This is a genomic window from Paenibacillus sp. J31R34 (assembly GCF_059383715.1).
Map to the genome: position 1 here is coordinate 862,963 of NZ_JBXENU010000001.1, position 17,908 is coordinate 880,870.

Here is a 17,908-nt window from a genome sequence, read left to right on the forward strand (position 1 = left end):
AAACGGACTTATGTCCTTTTTAAAAGGGTAAAATAGGTTTACATTAGAGTAACTGAGGACGAGCGATACAAAGAGGGTGCCATATTGCGTACAGAATCCATTGAGCGGATTATTCAGGGGCATGGCTGGCTGAAGGAAATGTTTGACGAGCTTCCGGAGCAGGTGCAGAATTGCTGGGAGGTGCGCTACTTTCATCCGGGCGAGACGGTATGCGATCAAGGCGGAGAAATGGTTTATGTGTATATTTTGATTGCTGGCGAACTTGCCGTAGAACGAAAGCTGTCCGACGGAAAAATGTTCCGGCTAGCTATGCTGCTGCCGGGAGACGTCATCGGCGATATCGAGATTAGCCTGAGTATGCCGTTTATTAATCAGGTGGAGACGACACGCGAGTCTACGCTGCTTGCCATCGACAAGCAGCGCTTCAAAAAATGGGTCATCAACAGTCCCGCTTTTTTGCGCCGGTTGAATGACCAGCTAGCCAACAAGCTGTTCCAGCAGGGGAGAAAAACGCTTGAAAACAGCTTTTATTCGATGCAGCAGAAGCTGCTTGCTTATTTTTATGAGGCATTGCGTCATGCTGATTTTCAGAAAAAGCCGGTGTATGAGCTCATCGCCACCCGTGAGGAAATTGCGCGCCAGCTTGGCGTGGCGGTTCGGAGCGTGAATCGGATTATGAAAATACTTAAAGACGAGAAACTATTCGTCGTAAAAAAAGGGCGGCTGCTGTTTACCCAGCAAAGCCAGCAGTGGATTGAGCAGAAGCTGAACAGCAGCCACCAAGCGACTTTTTAATGGCAGTATTGCTTCGCCATCTCATCCTTAAAAATGCTCATACCAATAAGCTAGCAATTAGACCAGCGCACGACGTGTTTCTTCTATATATAATAGAGATCTGCTGAGAGTCCGAATTTACCATTTATAATCTGTAGAAAGATTCGCTGCTGAAGCGGGTCTTTTTTTATTTTCCAAACAAGCTTTTCATAAGTTTATTCATATGCTAATGTTAGCTTATAAAAGTTTTAAGAAACCTAACAAAACTAACTAGATACCTTATTTTAATGAAAGGATGTGCAGCTATGGCTAATAAAGTGACGATGCAGCAAATTGCTGACTATTTAAATGTTTCAAAATTCGCTGTTTCTAAAGCGCTTTCAGGTAAGCCGGGAGTTAGTGCGGAGACGCGAGAGAAAATTGTCAGCGTCGCCACGCAGCTCGGCTATTTTGCCGGACAGAAGCTCAAAGCTCCTTCCGCCAGCTTAAGCGGAGATAAAGCAAGCGAGCGTCAAACTCGCGATACGGTGATTTTGCTTGTGCCGAATGTGAGATACCAGACGAGGGATTCTTTTTTCTGGGGCAAAATTATGGATGGCATTACGATGGAGCTGGAGGAGCGGGAAATTGGCACGATGATGATTACCGAGCAGTTTAAAAATCATTTCGCGCAGTTTATTAACCCGAGCAGCATTCGCGGCATTATCGGCGTCGGCCTAATTTCCTCGCAAATGCTGCTGGAAATCCGCAGTTTAGGCATTCCTTTCGTGCTGGTGGATCATGAAGATCCGCTCATTCCATCGGATACGCTTTTTATGAACAATACGGAGTGCATGCGCCGCGTGACTAATTATTTGATTGGCTGTGGTCATCGCAAGCTGCAATTTGTTGGCAACACCCACTTTTCGCGCAGCTTTCTAGACCGTTTTCTCGGGTATAGCTCCATGCTGGAGGAGCATGGGCTTGTACAAGCGCAGGAATCGGCACTATTGACGTTTGAAGGGAATAACCGCTCGGAAATAACAGAGGCGCTGGAGCTGATTGTGAAAAAAATGGTGGAGGAAGCAGCGCTGCCGACTGCCTTCATTTGTGCAAATGATTCCATTGCGATATGCATGATGACGGTGCTTGCTAAATTAAATGTTGCCGTTCCAGGAGAATGCTCCGTTGTCGGCTTTGACAATATTGAGGATGCGGCTTGGTCAAAGCCTACTCTCAGCACCGTCGATGTGCAGAAGGAGGCTTTTGGACGCCGCGCCGTCGAAATGCTACTGCGCCGGCTGGAGCATCCCGGCAGCCCACAAGAGAAAATTTTGCTGTCAGGCGATTTTGTCATGCGTGAATCAACTTCCAGCTCCATGACGCAAGCTTAAGGGGCGAAAGCTATGGGAGACTCAAAATTTTGGCTGCGGCGCTGGACGATTTTCCCCGCAACCCGCATGGAAGCGAAGCTGTTTATTGTGTTCGTGCTGCTGATCGTTATTCCGGTTGGTGGGCTGACGTATATTTCATCGCTGCGTTACACGAATACGATCGAGAAAAACACGGTTACCTATGCAGCAGAAATTTCTGACAAAATGGTCAGCAAGCTCGACGACTACACGAAGGATATGAAAAAAATATCAATCATACCTTCCTATCTCGGTGAAATTCAGGAGGGCCTTAAGCTCTCAAATCGATATTATTCGCAGGTGGAGGCCGAGACAGGCGGCGATCTGGACCAGTATTACGTTAAAAACATGCAAATGAAGGTGCAAATTCAGCGCAAAATCGAAAGCAGTATTTATTTTATGAACAATATTAAGGAAGGGGCCAGCAGCGTCTATTTGTTTGATGCGTATGGCAACCCCTATTATGTGATGAAAAGTGGAGGAGTCCGCGCCAATCTGCCGGAGTTCTATAACCGCTGGCATGAAACCGCTGCTGCTGCAAATGGCAAGCCCGTACTGATCAGCACACAGGAGGTCAGCGGGGATGCCAATCGCAAACGGTATGTGTTCACGATTGTACGCAATATTATTGACAGCACCTACCACTCGATAGGCATGATTGCGGTTGATGCCAGCATTGAGGTCATTGAGAACGTTGTTAATGATTTGGATGAGACGACGAGAGGCACAACGCTCATTTTGGATGAGGCGGGTACCGTTATTTACGATAGCGAGCAGGCCTTTCTTGCTGAAAATTTATCCAGCGATGCACTGCTTCAGCAGGCAGAAGGGCAAAACGGCAGCTACATCGTCGATAAAAATGGCAAGGAGCAGCTGGTGATTTACCGTAAATCCGAGGAATCCGGCTGGCTCACGCTCATTCTCATTCCGAAGGAGCAGGTGGAGGCCGAGGCGATTCAGACCCGTAATTACACGGGGGCGGCAGCGATTGCCATTATGACGCTGGCTCTGCTGATATCGTTTGTGCTGATTTTTGCGCTGACGAAGCCGATGCGCGAAATGGTGAAGCTGATGAAGCAGGTGCAGGCTGGCAATCTCGATGTTGCCTTTCCGGTGCGTCGCCGCGATGAGGTAGGCATGCTCGGGAATGCCTTTAACCGCATGATGGCGAGAATCCAGCTGTTGATTGAAAATATTTACCGCATTGAGCAGCGTAAAAACCAGATTGAGCTGGAGAGCTTGCAGCGCCAGATTAATCCTCATTTTATATACAACACGCTGGAGTCGATTCGGATGACCGCTGTGCTGAACGATGATCCAGAGGCCGCCGAGATGGTTCAGCTTTTAGGGCAGCAGCTCAGGTACAGCATTCATGCCGGTGATGAAATGGTGACGGCGAGTCAGGAATTTGAGCATTTGCGCATGTATATGCGGTTGATCAACGACCGCTTCGGTGATCGGTACCAATTGGAGCTGCCTGAGGGAGAAGCGGCCTCCAGCATACGGGTTATGAAGCTGCAGTTTCAGCCTATTGTTGAAAATTCAGTCAACCACGCGTATGAGAATTCACGCGAGAGCGAGACGATGCTCATAAGCATAGGGTGGCGAATCGTTGGCAAAGAGCAATGGTTTACCGTTGCCGATGACGGCTGCGGCATGGACGAAGCGCAGCTGCTTCAGGTACGCAATGCCTTGTCTGCTGCCGAGCTGCCAGGTCCAAGCGGAAGAGGCATTGGCCTGCGCAATGTGCATGAGCGCTTGAAGCTGCGTTTTGGCGCCAGCTACGGCTTAACGATTGAAAGCGAGCTGGGGAAGGGCACGCGGGTAACGATTCGGATGCCGCTGGATCAGGAATGAATACAGGAATGAAATACGCGGGGAAAAGGAAGGAGTGGCAACGATGGATATAGTAGTCGTAGACGACGAGGAACGAATTAGACTGGGGTTATGCAAGCTGATTGAGCAGGCAGGCGAGGAATACCGGATTATTGGCGCCTATGGCAGCGGGCAGGAGCTGCTGGACCAGCTCGATCATATTCATCCCGATTTTGTGCTGACTGATATTAAAATGCCACAGATGACCGGGCTCCAGCTCATTGCCAAAGTGAAGCGGCTCGGTAAAAATATTAAATTTGCTGTGCTGAGCGGCTTTAATGATTTTGAATATGCCAGGGAATCGCTGCGTCAGGGTGCAGAGGATTATTTGCTAAAGCCAGTCAACCTTGAGGAGCTGATTCGCCTGCTTGCCAAGGTGAACAGCAAGGTTAAGCAGGAGCGCGGCCGCAGTCGCCTTGAGTCGGGCGATTTAATTAGCCTGCTGCTTTATGCCGATGAGAAGCAGCTGCCTTCCTATGTCGTGGAGGACGTGTGTGGAACGATTGATCAACTGCCGCTGTTTCTGCATCACTATGCGGTGCTGTTATTAACGACTGCCCCAGAGCTAAACGAAATTCAGCTGGAGCGATTCATGGCCGACTGGCTTCGCGAAAGAATCATTATTACTGGTGAAGGCGGCAAAAGGGTTATCCTCATCTCCATTCACGATTCCGACCATGCCGAAACCGTCAGGGAGCTGTCCGTTACGCTGCTGCAGCGACTTCCTGCCTTTACGCGTGCCAAAATAGGCTTTAGCAGCATTTTCCGCGGCAGCAGTTGGCTAACGCATGCCTATAGCGAAGCTTTTTCCGCCTATCAGCATGCTTGGTATAATCCGGAGCCGCGCTGGTCCTCCGGCGCTGTTAGTCGTGTTGCGCCTGTCGATCATTTGCTGCGTTTGACGCATATCGTGAGCAAGGAGCTGCTGCCAGCGCTGCAAATGAATGATTTTGCCTTGGCGCAGGCGAAATTTGAAGGGTGGCTGCAAGAGGCTGCTGCCCAGCGCATTTGCTGGAAGGAGCTGCAGGAGGCCTGCTTTGGCATTAGCGCCCACGTTGCCGAGGAGCTGAAAAAACGCAGCGTCCAGCTTGAATATGGACAGGTGAATATGCCGATAGATCCTGAAGCAAGCGAAAACTGGGAAGCCTTCGCCCAGGGGCTGCGGGCTGGAATGGAGGAAATTAGCGCTTTGCTGGGCAGCGCGCGTTCAGATAATAGAGCCATAGATAAAGTGAAATCGTATATCCAGCAGCATTTTACCGAGGAGCTTGAGCTGCAGCGACTCGCGGATATAGTATATTTGACGCCAAGCTATTTAAGCAAGCTGTTCAAGACGGAGACAGGCGAGACGATTACCGACTATATGATTTCTGTGCGGATTGAGGCGGCAAAACAGCTGCTGCGCCAGGAGCAGGGGCTCAAAACGTATATGGTCGGCGAGCGGGTAGGGTATGCTGATCCCGCTTATTTCACTAAAGTATTTAAAAAAATGGCTGGCCTAACACCAAAGGAATATCGCGATAAATTTAGGTAAATAAAGTTAGGTGCCCGTTATCCAAATTGAAGACAATAAAACATAACAAAGACCATTATAATCGGGGCCAGCTTCTCCTATAATGATGAAAACGCTAACAACGGTGTTCATTAAAAGAAAGCGAGGGTGGCCTTATGCATCAGTTCTCTTACAAAACGCAGCGATATTTAATTTTGTTCGGGTTTTTGACAATTCCCGTGCTTCTGTCGCTGACCTTCTCGTATTACCCGGCCGTATCTTTGCTGTATTACAGCTTGACGGATTGGAGCGGTCTTGGCTGGGACATGAATTTTATTGGCCTTGACAACTACAAGGAGATTTTTACCAAGCCCGAAGTATTCGGGGCGCTTAAAAACAATGCTTATTATTTCATCGGGGGTTTAATTCAAGTTGTCTTCTCGCTTTATTTTGCCGTCATATTGACGAGCAAGCTGCGGGGACGAAATGGGTTTCGAGTCATTCTGTTTTTGCCATATGTGCTGCACAGCGTAGCAACGGTCATTATGTTCAAAAACGTTTACCATGTGGAATATGGCTCGCTAAATACGCTGCTCGGAGCGATTGGACTTGAATCGTGGCAGCAAAGCTGGCTGGGCGATAAGCATTTGGTCAACTTCTCGCTTGCCTTTATTTCTATGTGGAAGTATATGGGGCTTAATATGGTTATTTTCATCGGCGCCTTGCAATCGATTCCTGACGATTTGTATGAAGCGGGCTCGATCGATGGCGCATCAGGCTGGCAGAAATTTAGATTTATAACGCTGCCAAGCATTCGCAAAGTGCTGGAGCTTATGCTTATTTTAACGCTGACAGGGGCGCTCGAGGCTTTCGATATTCCTTATGTCATGCTGCTAGGTGCGAACGATACGTCAACCTTCGTCATCAAAACGGTGGATACGGCATTCAAATATCAAAACTTCGGCCTTGCCTCGGCGATGGCGGTTGTCCTGCTTATGATGGTCCTGCTGTTTATCGTTATTCAGCGCAAGTTTTTGTTCAAAGGAGGGGAATAGACGATGGGACAGAGTAGAGAAGGTTCACCATTATTTACGATTTTCAAATATGTGACGCTGGTTATCGCGCTGTTCGTCGTCTTATTCCCGCTTTACTCGATTGTGACTGGGGCGTTTAAGACACAGATCGAGTATTATCAATCCGGTCTTGCTTTGCCTACAAACTTCTTGAACTTTGATAATTTTCAAAAGGTGTTCGACATCGGCAAGCTCGGACTCGGCTTCCGTAATATTGCGATCATTCTGGTCATCGCTGTAGCGGGCAACATTATGTTCGGTACGATGGTGGCGTACGCGCTGGGCCGGTTTGATTTTAAGCTGAAAAAAGGGATTATGGGCATGTACCTCGTTGCCCAGGTCATTCCTATGGTAACGACGCAGGTCGCTACATTTAGCGTCATTAAATATTTCTCGCTTTACAACACGATGGGTGCGCCAATCATTCTTTATTTGGGAGCCGACGTGCTGCAAATCGTCATCTATCTGCAATTCGTCAACAGCATTCCGCGTGATTTGGATGAAAGCGCAATGATGGAAGGCGCATCGCTGTTTAAAATTTATCGCTCGATTATTTTCCCGCTGCTCGGGCCAGCAACAGCGACGCTCGTTATTTTGAAGACGATCTCGATTTACAATGACTTTTACACGCCTTATCTGTATATGCCAAGTCAGAAGCTAAAGGTTGTATCGACGGCTATTTATGCCTTCGTCGGGCCGAATGCCGCCCAGTTGAACGTCATTTCCGCAGGCATTTTAATTATTTTCATCCCGACGGTGGCGATTTTCCTCTCGATGCAAAAGTTTATTTTTGCCGGTGTAACGAGCGGTGCAGTCAAATAATCAGATTACAAACCAAATATGGATTGTGAATTGAAGGGGGAAACATACTTGCAGCAGTGGAATGAGCAGGTTTTTGGAATGACATGGGGCTGGACGGGAGTTCGCGGTACGTGGGCAGGACCTGCGGCGGCGGCCTCCATCGCCGAAATGGCCAAGCTGAACGTAAACTGGACGGCCATTGCGTTCGCAGCGGTTCAAGAAACGCCGCAATCGACGGAAATTCCCTATTGGAGCGAGCCGACAGTAAGTGATGAGGAAATCCGCTGGGCGATACGTGAGGCGAAAAGCCACGGCATTAAAGTATGCCTCAAGCCGGTAGTCAATGTGGGGAATGGCACATGGCGGGCGCATATCGGCTTTTTCGATCAGGATACGCCAGGAGAGCCGAGCTGGGGCGAGTGGTTCGCTTCCTACGGGAAATTCATTGCCTATTATGCAGCGATAGCCGAGGAAGAGGGCTGCGAAATGTTCTGCATCGGCTGTGAAATGGTACAGACGGACAAGCGCGAGCAGGAATGGCGCGATTTAATTGCCTTGGTGCGGACGCTTTACAGCGGACCTATTACTTACAACTGCGATAAATATCAGGAAGAGCGAGTGGGCTGGTGGGATGCGGTCGATATTATTTCGTCCAGCGGCTATTACCCGATTGACCAATTCGATGAGCAGCTTGATCGCATAGAGGCGGGCATTGCAAAGTGGAATAAGCCGTTTTTCTTTATGGAGGCAGGCTGTCCGAGCCGCGAAGGCTCGGCTGCAAAGCCAAATGACTGGTCGCTTCCAGGCGCACCGTCTGAAATCGAGCAGGAGCGTTATTATGAAGCGATGTTCGCTGCTTGTGCTAAACGCGATTGGATGCTCGGCTATATGCTGTGGGATTGGCCAGCTCAGCTGTACAATACGAAGGACGCTTCCCGCAACGATGATTATTGCATGTATGGCAAACGTTCGGCAGCGGTCATCCGCTCCTTCTATGCCAAGGGACAAGGACAGCCAGTAGGCTAGGGAGGCGAAAGAAAAATGAGCAACGTGACAGGAACGCAAAATATGCTGGATTTCGCCGAGTGGCAAAATTCGCTGACAGAGGAAGTGCGCGAACAAATTCTTGGCTTCTGGATGAAGCATGCGGTAGATGAGAAGAATGGCGGATTTATTGGATATATGGCAAGCGACGGCGCTGTTTCGGAAGATGCAGATAAGGGCCTCGTGCTGAATGCGCGGATTTTATGGTCTTTCTCGTCGGCGTACCGCATTTATAAGGAAGCGCCATATTTGGAAATGGCAGAGCGGGCTCTAGATGCGCTGCGGGAACATTTTCACGATCAGGAGCATGGCGGTTTGTACTGGATGGTTGATAAGGACGGACAGCCGGTTCAGACGAAAAAGCAAGTGTATGGGCAGGCATTTGTTATTTATGCATTAGCAGAATATGTACGGGCTACTGGCAAGCAGGACGTGCTGCCGTGGGCAGAGGAAATCTACAGATTGCTGGAAAAGCATGCCTTTGATCCTGTTCATCTTGGCTATATTGAAGCGCTGGCGCAAAACTGGCAGGAAACGGACGATTTGAGCCTCAGCGGCAAGGATCTCAATGAGCGGAAATCGATGAATACGCATTTGCATGTGCTGGAGGCTTATACGAATTTGTATCGAGTTTGGAGGCCGGAGGGGCTTCGCGACAAGCTGAAGACGCTTATTGAGCTGCATCTGGACTATATCGTTGATCCACAAAACCATCATTTTAAGCTGTTTTTTGATGATGCATGGAACTCCAAATCCCGTCATATCTCGTACGGTCATGACATCGAAGGAAGCTGGCTGCTGTGGGAAGCGGCTGAAGTGCTGGGCGATAAAGCGCTTGAGGAGCGCGTAAGAAAAGCAGCTGTTCAAATGGCGCACGCCACGCTTGCCGAGGGCGTAGATGCGGATGGCGGCATTTATAATGAGGCCGATGGAGACGGACATCTGGATGCAGCGAAGGATTGGTGGCCGCAGGCGGAAGCGATGGTTGGTTTTCTAAATGCTTATGAGCTGACGCAGGAGCAGCGGTATTTAGATGCGGCGTGGAGCAGCTGGCAGTTTATTACGGCTTTCGTATCCAACAAGGAAACGGGAGAATGGCACTGGCAAGTATCCCGCGAAGGTGTTGCGGACGAAAGCTATCCTAAAATCGATCCATGGAAATGCCCGTACCACAACAGCCGGGCCTGCTTCGAAGCTATCGAGCGCTTAGAACGAATTAAGATTAACGGCATTAATAATTAATGAACATAAATAAATTCGAAATCAATCATTAGGAGGCTCTTATGAATCAATGGTTGGAACAGCTTAAAGCAATATCGGAACGGCATGAGCAGCTGCTTCATGCGCCTAATAAACAAGTTCAGCAATCAAATGGTGTATTTGCAAGATTTGAGCATCCCGTTATTACGAATGAGCACACGCCTTTATACTGGCGTTATGATTTGGACCCGGAGACCAACCCGTATTTAATGGAGCGAATCGGTGTAAATGCCGCTTTCAATCCAGGAGCCATTGAGCTAGGTGGCAAGTTTTATTTAATGGTTCGCGTAGAAGGGGCAGATCGTAAATCCTTTTTCGCGGTTGCCGAAAGTGCTTCTCCCGCAGAAGGCTTCCGCTTCTGGGATTATCCGGTATTGCTGCCGGAAACGGAAGATCCAGATATTAATGTGTATGATATGCGGCTTGTGAAGCATGAGGACGGCTGGATATACGGCCTGTTCTGCACCGAGCGTAAAGATCCGGAGGCATCAGCTGGCGATACGTCAAGTGCGGTTGCCCAGGGCGGCATTGCCCGCACGAAGGATTTGCGCACATGGGAGCGCCTGCCGGATCTTGTTTCCCCGTCGCCTCAGCAGCGTAATGTGGTGCTGCATCCTGAATTTGTCGATGGTAAATATGCTTTTTATACACGTCCTCAGGACGGCTTCATTAATACCGGAGCAGGCGGCGGTATCGGCTGGGGATTGTCGGAGAGCATGAATCCGGCTGTCATCGCCGAAGAAACAATCGTCGACAGCAAGCTTTACCATACGATTAAAGAAGTGAAAAATGGACAGGGGCCGGCACCGCTCAAGACGGCTGATGGCTGGCTGCATATTGCTCACGGTGTGCGCAATACAGCGGCAGGCTTGCGTTATGTATTGTATGCTTTCATGACGGATCTGAATGAACCGAACAAAGTTACGTATGCGCCGGGCGGACATTTGCTTGCACCGGAAGGCATAGAGCGTGTAGGCGATGTATCTAATGTTGTATTTTGTAATGGCGCCGTCCAGCTCCCGGGCGGCGAAGTGTACATTTATTACGCTTCCTCCGATACAAGGGTGCATGCAGCTGTAACGAGCATTGACCAGCTGGTGGATTATGTGAAGCAAACGCCGCCGGATCATCTGCGTTCCCGCGCAAGCGTGGAGCAGCGTACCGAGCTGATCAGCCGCAATCTTGAGTTGATGGAGCAGGCGGAATATGCTTTTCTGCGCCGCAGCTAAGCAAGCTAACAAAAGATGACGCTGTTAGCATAATTCATGACAATAAAAACAAAACAGCGTCATATTATTTTGTTTTCAGAGCGTATATGATTACGATGTAAGCGATACCAAATATGACTCAGGGGGTAACAAAATGAAAAAAGGCTTGGCTTTATCTTCCGCAATTTTATTAATGACTACCATTCTCGCTGCCTGTGGCGGCAATAATGCACCAGCAGAAAGCGCTCCAGTAGCTTCTGCAAGCCCTAGCGATTCCGCTGCCAGCCCAGAAGCAAGCGCAGCTAGCGAGCTGAGCGGCAAAATTAAAGTTTTGACGCATCGTACCGATTTTCTCAATGATGGGACGCTAGATAAATATGCAGCAGCTTTTAAAGAAAAATATCCGAAAGCTGAAATTGAGTTTGAAGGCTTGACCAACTATGCAACAGACATCCAAGTTCGCCTAACAACGGGCGAAGCGGGCGACGTATTGATGCTTCCGGCTGGACTTGCAGTATCGGAATATCCGAAATATTTTGAACCGCTGCCGGATGATTTTTTCACCAATACTTTTTTCGCTGACCTGTCGCTGTTCGATGGCAAACGTTATGGATTGTCGACTGGCGTAAATACGCAAGGGATCGTGTATAACAAAAAAGCTTTTGCAGCAGCAGGCATCGACAAAGTTCCAACTACGCTTGATGAGCTGTATGCGGATGCGGAGAAGCTGAAAGCTGCAGGCATCATTCCGCTTTATATGAACTATGGCGCACAATGGCCAATGGGCAACTGGGGTGACGGCTCTGCATGGTACGTTGCGGGTGATCCGCAGTTTGTATCCAAGCTCGTAACAGATGAAGCACCATTCAAAGTGGACAATGCTTGGGGTATTCTTGCCAATATCGGTCGTACTTTCATTGAAAAAGGCTGGGTTGAAAAAGATCTGTCGACAAACAACTGGGAAATGTCGAAAGGCGAGGTTGCATCGGGTAAAGCAGCTATGTACTTCCTTGGCAACTGGGTCATTCCACAAATCGTAGGCGCTGGCGCATCGTCAGACGACATTGGCTTCTTCCCGCTTCCATACGACAATAGCGGCAAATACAATGCACCGCTTGGATCGGATTATTTGGTTGGCGTAAGCAAAGACAGCAAAAACAAAGAGCTTGCGACAGCTTGGGTCAACTTCTTCGTGAAAGAGTCCGGTTATGTAGAGCAATCCGGATTCATGCCAATCGACAAGTCAGCACAGTCGACAATTGCTCAATTGGCTGAGTTCCAAGCAACTAACCCAACACTGCTGGAAAGCGAAGCTACAGATCCAAAATTCAATGAAATTGCCAATAAAGCGCAAATCGGCATCGGTACTGGCAACTATGTACAAGAGTATCTGGTTGCTGACGATCTGCAAGCAGCTTTCGACAAGCTGAATGCAAAATGGAAAGAAGCTAAAACAGCTTTGGGCTACTAATAGCAATAAGTAGAATTAACGATAAATTTATTAGCGGTAAAATGCATGGCAACCTTGCTTCGGCGGCTCAGTCTCCGGAGTAAGGTTTCATGTGTTTAGCTGACTTTTTTCATTTTTAGGAGGATACGATGAAAGAGCAATGGACGATTGGAAATTGGCGTTTTAAGGAACAAAAGCAGGGAGAATGGCTGCCGGCTGTCGTGCCAGGCTATGTACATACAGATTTAATTCAAAATGGCCAGCTGACAAATCCTTTTTATGGAACGAATGAGAAGGACGCGCAGTGGGTGGACAAAAAAGACTGGGAATACGTTTCGAGCTTTCAGCCTTCACCGGAGCAGCTTGCTGGGGCGAAGCAGGAGCTTGTATTCGAGGGGCTTGATACGTATGCGGATGTGTATTTGAATGGAGCGCATGTACTGGCTGCAGATAATATGTTCCGCACATGGAGAGTGGATGTCACGGGCATGGTGACAGCTGGCGACAATGAGCTGCGTATTCTGTTCCGCTCGCCGATTAAAGAAGATTTGCCGAAGCTGGCTCAGCTTGGTTATGCGCTGCCGGCACCAAATGATCAATCCGAGGTCGGCGGACTTGACGATCAGAAAATTAGCATTTTTGCCCGCAAAGCGCCCTACCATTATGGCTGGGACTGGGGTCCGCGCTTCGTAACGAGCGGTGTTTGGCGTCCTGTATATTTGGAGGGCTGGTCCTATGTCAGGATCACCGATGTATATATTCGTCAGGATGAGGTAGGGGCGGAGCTAGCGAAGCTTACAGCTGTCATTGAGCTCGAAGCCGAACGCGAATGCGAGGTCGTTCTGAAGCTGGCATCATCGGATAAAGGCATGTTTAGTGGGCATTCTGCTTCTTTAGCCGCAGGCAAACAAACGATTGAAATTCCATTTGAAATTGAAAATCCGCGGCTGTGGTGGTGCAGAGGCCTCGGCAATCCAGAGCTGTATACGTTCCAGATCGAATGCTGGCAAAGCAATAACGAGGTGCGATATGATTCGCAGAAGGTGACGACCGGACTTCGCACGATCCGTCTCATTAGGCAGAAAGGCGAGGTTGGCACTTCCTTTTATATGGAGCTGAATGGCGTTCAGGTTTTCGCCAAGGGAGCGAATCATATTCCGAATGACAGCTTCACGACGAGAGTCGGCTACGACCGTTATAAACATGAAATCGTAAGCGCCGTACAATCGAATATGAACATGCTTCGCGTCTGGGGCGGGGGCTTTTACGAGGAAAAAGCCTTTTATGAGCTTTGTGATGAGTATGGCCTGCTCGTGTGGCAGGATTTCATGTTTGCATGCAGCATGTATCCGGGAGACGAAGCGTTCCTGCGCAGCGTGCAGCTGGAAGCTGAGGATAACATTAAACGGCTGCGCAATCATCCATCGATTGCGCTATGGTGCGGCAATAATGAGATCGATACCGCATGGTCGCATTTTATTCCAGATGGTGGCTGGGGCTGGAAAAAGGAGTTCACGCAGGAGCAGCAAACGAAGCTATGGGCAGACTATGAGGCGATTTTTCATCGTATATTACCTGAAGCTGTAGCGTCCTTGACGGTAGGAATAGATTATTGGCCTTCCTCACCAATGGTTGATCTGACCGGCGACCTTACGCAGCATTCGGATTCGTCCTCGACTAGCGGAGATATTCATTATTGGGGCGTGTGGCATAATGTAGAGCCATTTGAAAACTATAATCGTTACGTCGGGCGCTTCATGAGCGAATATGGCTTCCAGTCGTTCCCTGAGTACAAATCGGTTCGCAGCTATGCGGAAGAGGCGGATATGGAGCTGGAATCCACCGTCATGCTCGCCCATCAGAAAAATGGCGCCGGCAACCGTCTCATTAAGCAATATATGGAGATGTATATGTCCGAGCCGAAGGATTTTCCGGCGTTTTTGTATATGAGCCAAATTTTGCAGGCGGAAGCGATGAAAACGGCTATTGAAGCGCATCGCCGCCGCAAGCCGTATTGCATGGGCTCCTTGTATTGGCAGATGAATGATTGTTGGCCTGTAGCCTCCTGGGCGGGCATGGACTATTACGGGCGCTGGAAGGCGCTGCAATATTATGCTGCAAGAAGCTTCGCAGACTGCCTGCTGTCGGTAAACGATCGCAAGGAAGAGGGGGAAATCAGCTTCCACATCGTATCCGATCAGCTTGTTCCCGTACAAGGCCAGCTGCGTCTGCGATTGTACAGCTTTAGCGGCGAGCTGCTGGGAGAGCAAAGTACTCCTGTCCGCGTAGACGCAAACAGTGCGGCTAATGTGCTGACGCTTCAGCGCTCCGAACTGCTTGGAGCTGCCAACACCGCAGCAAGCGTATTACTGGCAGAGCTGCTGGATGAAACGGATGGCCGTACTCTTTCAAGCGAGCTGCATTATTTTGAGCCAATGAAGGATATCACGCTAGCCCATGCCGAACTGAAAATAACAGAGTCCGAGCACGATGGCTGTACTCAGTGGACGCTGGAGACGAATACGCTTGCCAAAGGCGTATGGCTGACTTGCGGGCGTGAAGGCCGCTTTAGTGATAATTTCTTTGATTTGCTGCCGGGAACGGTTAAGACAGTAACGTTTATTCCGCATCATCTAGGAGATTTCAATGCAGACGCAAGCACGGGCGAGGAAACGAGTGATAGCCGCGTTACGGCGCGTTCGATGGTCGATTTCATTGTCTAGGCGAATCCATAAATAACGATCGAAATTAAAAGAGGAACGCTCTCCTTAAAAAAAGAGATGACAAGATGAAGCGCTTTCAGCTATAATGTCTGCATAAGGTTAAAATTTCAATGCCGCGTGAGGTAGATCGCCAGTTGACTGGCAGTCGCAAGCGCGGTTCATTTTCACTAAGTTAAGCGCTATACCTAATCATTTTTTTCGTCGCATAGATTAACCAATAGCAAGCTACGCCATGGAAAGGATTTGTGATCATTCGATGTCGATTTATTTTCAAACAGAGGAAAGTGCACAGCATCGTTTTGGCGACCAAGATAGCGCCATTTTGAAGCTGCTGGCCGACCGTTATGTTGGTGCGAATCCGCAGGCGGGATTTATTTTCCGCGCTTTTAACAAAAATGGCGTTTTGCAAAATGCAGAAGGGCTGTACGAACTGGATTTGGCTGCACGGTTCCCAGAGGCCAAAGCTGGGCAGCTGAGCTATGGAGCAGGGCTCGTATGGAGCGATGAGGAGCGCAGCTTGGATATTAATGTGCGCTGCCTTGGTCCTGTAAGGCTATATTTCAACGGCGAGCTAGTCTTTCGTTCGAATGTAATAGAGGAAATCAGCCCGGATGCAACGGTTAAGCTGAGTCTAGTATTTGCAAAGGGCTGGAACAGCTTATGGCTGTCGATGACTTGCACACCAGCGGGCTTCGGCTGTCAAATCGGCTCTGACGAGGCCAAGGTGCGGATTATGAATGTCCGTGCACCGTTCGAGGAGCGTTACGGGCAAGCAGGATGGATTTTCTCGCAGCCGGTTGATGCTGCGCTTGAGTCAGGCAAACGGGTGGAAGTGGCGCAGCCGGACTTATTGGGATCACAGCAGCAGGAATCGGGGCTGGACTGGCTGCCGGTGATCGAATGGACGAAGGAGGAGCGCGGCCTTGGCCAGCTGGAACGGATTTTCGGAGAGCAGCGTGGCAAAGCCGCCTATGCCTGGACGACAATAAATCAGCCGCTGCCTGGGAAACAGGCCGTCGTACTGGAAGGCGAGTCCTCTGGCGAGCTGACCTTGTGGCTGGAAGGACAACAGGTAGGTGAAAGCACAGCGGCAGGATCTTTCCGATTTGAGCTTTTGCTGGATACAGGCAAGCATCATTTCGTAGCCCGCAGTGTGTGCGGCGAGCAGTCTTGGGGCTTCGAGCTGACGGCTGCAAATGCCAATGATGGCAGCGCTGTCACTTTGAGCTTGCCGCAGCAAGTGCATGGCTCTGGAGCAGGACAATGGTTGTATGCTGGGCCATTTGAAGCGGAAGCGACTAGCCCTACTTGGGAGCAGCTTATTCGCACCGATCTTCTTTATCCTCTTAACAAGGCATCGGAGCCTGCTGCACAGAGGAAGTTATTGCACACCTACTGGCAGCTCGATCGGCCGAACACCTGGGTACGACCCTATTACGAAAATGCTATGCTAAGCAATAAATGGACAGTGGGTACGGTATCCAATTATGCGCGGTGGGATTATCCGCTTGGCGTTACGATATACGGCTTGCTGCAAACGGGACGTTTTCTGGAGCGTCCGGATATCGTAAGCTATGCGACTCAGCATGTGGAAGCTTGCACGGAGATGTACGACTATTCCTTCTGGGATCGTGAGCAATACGGGTTCCCAGCCATTAATCAGCAGCTCGTCATGATGAAAATGCTCGATAATTGCGGCTCGTTCGGCTCGGCTATGCTGGAGTCAAGGGTAGGGCTGGCTGCTGCTGACGTAGAGCCAATTGCCGAGCGCATCGCCGATTTTATGCTGAATAAGCTGGAACGCAAGCCCGATGGCGCGTTTTATCGCACCTGCGAGGGCGAATATGCCGCCAATACGATGTGGGCCGATGATTTGTACATGAGTACGCCATTTCTCTGCCGCTATGCTCGCTTAACGGGCAATCGTGAGGCACTGGATGAAGCGGCGAAGCAGTTTTTGCGTTTCAAAAGCTATTTATTCATGCCAGAGGAGAAGCTGATGTCCCATGTGTATGATTTTAAATATGACAGGGCGACAGGCATTCCTTGGGGACGGGGCAATGGCTGGACGATTTTTTCACTGACCGAAGTGCTGGAAGCGTTGCCGCAGGCGCATGAACTGCGCGATGAGCTGCTGGACTTTTTTAATGAGCTATGCGAAGGTTATGCCGCTCGTCAATCGGAGCGGGGGCTGTGGCATCAGGTAGTCAACCGTCCGGATACTTATTTGGAGGCTTCCTGCACGGCGATGTTTGCCTATGGCTTTGCTCGGGGCGTTCGCTTCGGCTGGGTGAAGCAGCCGGCCGCTATCATGAATGCGGCGTTCCGCGCATGGGACGGTTTGACGCGCTACGCTATTGACCGCCAAGGCAATGTTCACGGCGTATGCAGCGGCTCGCGCTACGCTTTCACAGCGGATTATTATGATCAGGATTTGCGGACGGTCGTTAACGACAATCACGGCATTGGCATTATGATGCTTGCCGGCACAGAAGTCGCCAAGTTGAAGCGGCATTTGCAAACGCAAACAAACGACGATAACGCAAAATAAGATGTGGAAAAGCAAGGCCACAAGGTGAAACGGCTGTCGCCGTCCTTTGGCGGCGCGGCGCGTTTCATTCCGAGAAATATAAGCGGAGTATAAGGGTGAAACTTATAAATTCTTATATTTCAAGAAAATACTTGTCAGCGGCTCTATGTTGTAGTAGCCTATGGGTGAAGCGCTTAATCTAAAATATTAGGCGCCATTCCTTTGATAAGTTAAGCGCTTAATCCAATGCATAAACATAGTTGCTGCAAGCTTGCTATAAACTTGAT

The 17,908-nt window shown here is 49.5% G+C and carries 12 protein-coding genes; all 12 read left to right on the top strand.

Going from position 1 to position 17,908, the window contains the following annotated elements; genetic code table 11:
• The first annotated feature begins 84 nt into the window (after nt 1-84).
• The 12 genes from AC50YG_RS03705 (at nt 85) to AC50YG_RS03760 (ending at nt 17,642) form a co-directional block, all read left to right on the top strand.
• Nucleotides 85-795 carry a Crp/Fnr family transcriptional regulator gene (locus AC50YG_RS03705; protein ID WP_494824759.1) on the top strand — a complete coding sequence of 237 codons (711 nt, stop codon included), beginning with the start codon at nt 85-87 and terminating at the stop codon, nt 793-795.
• Between the two features lie 284 nt (nt 796-1,079).
• On the top strand, nt 1,080-2,147 hold the full coding sequence (locus AC50YG_RS03710; RefSeq protein WP_494824760.1) for a LacI family DNA-binding transcriptional regulator: 1,068 nt from the start codon (nt 1,080-1,082) through the stop codon (nt 2,145-2,147).
• Between the two features lie 12 nt (nt 2,148-2,159).
• Entirely contained in the window at nt 2,160-4,022 is a 1,863-nt protein-coding gene (locus AC50YG_RS03715; RefSeq protein WP_494824762.1) for a sensor histidine kinase, read from the top strand.
• 43 nt (nt 4,023-4,065) lie between these two features.
• A complete protein-coding gene (locus AC50YG_RS03720; RefSeq protein ID WP_494824764.1) occupies nt 4,066-5,574 on the top strand; it encodes a response regulator transcription factor in 1,509 nt (502 codons plus the stop codon).
• Between the two features lie 134 nt (nt 5,575-5,708).
• Entirely contained in the window at nt 5,709-6,587 is an 879-nt protein-coding gene (locus AC50YG_RS03725; protein WP_473755794.1) for a carbohydrate ABC transporter permease, read from the top strand.
• Between the two features lie 3 nt (nt 6,588-6,590).
• Nucleotides 6,591-7,427 (top strand): carbohydrate ABC transporter permease, encoded by an 837-nt coding sequence (locus tag AC50YG_RS03730; protein WP_494824766.1) that lies wholly within the window; start codon nt 6,591-6,593, stop codon nt 7,425-7,427.
• A gap of 78 nt (nt 7,428-7,505) precedes the next feature.
• Complete coding sequence (locus AC50YG_RS03735) at nt 7,506-8,432, top strand: glycoside hydrolase family 113 (protein WP_494825300.1); 927 nt, start codon at nt 7,506-7,508, stop codon at nt 8,430-8,432.
• A 15-nt stretch (nt 8,433-8,447) separates the two neighbouring features.
• A complete protein-coding gene (locus AC50YG_RS03740) occupies nt 8,448-9,692 on the top strand; it encodes an AGE family epimerase/isomerase (RefSeq protein ID WP_494824767.1) in 1,245 nt (414 codons plus the stop codon).
• Nucleotides 9,693-9,733: 41 nt separating this feature from the next.
• Nucleotides 9,734-10,939 (top strand): glycoside hydrolase family 130 protein, encoded by a 1,206-nt coding sequence (locus tag AC50YG_RS03745; protein WP_494824769.1) that lies wholly within the window; start codon nt 9,734-9,736, stop codon nt 10,937-10,939.
• 133 nt (nt 10,940-11,072) lie between these two features.
• The gene (locus AC50YG_RS03750) at nt 11,073-12,389 is read left to right on the top strand and encodes an ABC transporter substrate-binding protein (RefSeq protein WP_494824771.1); all 1,317 of its coding nucleotides are present in this window, start codon (nt 11,073-11,075) and stop codon (nt 12,387-12,389) included.
• Nucleotides 12,390-12,517: 128 nt separating this feature from the next.
• Nucleotides 12,518-15,091 carry a beta-mannosidase gene (locus AC50YG_RS03755; protein ID WP_494824773.1) on the top strand — a complete coding sequence of 858 codons (2,574 nt, stop codon included), beginning with the start codon at nt 12,518-12,520 and terminating at the stop codon, nt 15,089-15,091.
• Between the two features lie 232 nt (nt 15,092-15,323).
• Entirely contained in the window at nt 15,324-17,642 is a 2,319-nt protein-coding gene (locus tag AC50YG_RS03760; protein WP_494824775.1) for a glycoside hydrolase family 88/105 protein, read from the top strand.
• Nucleotides 17,643-17,908 lie beyond the last annotated feature (266 nt).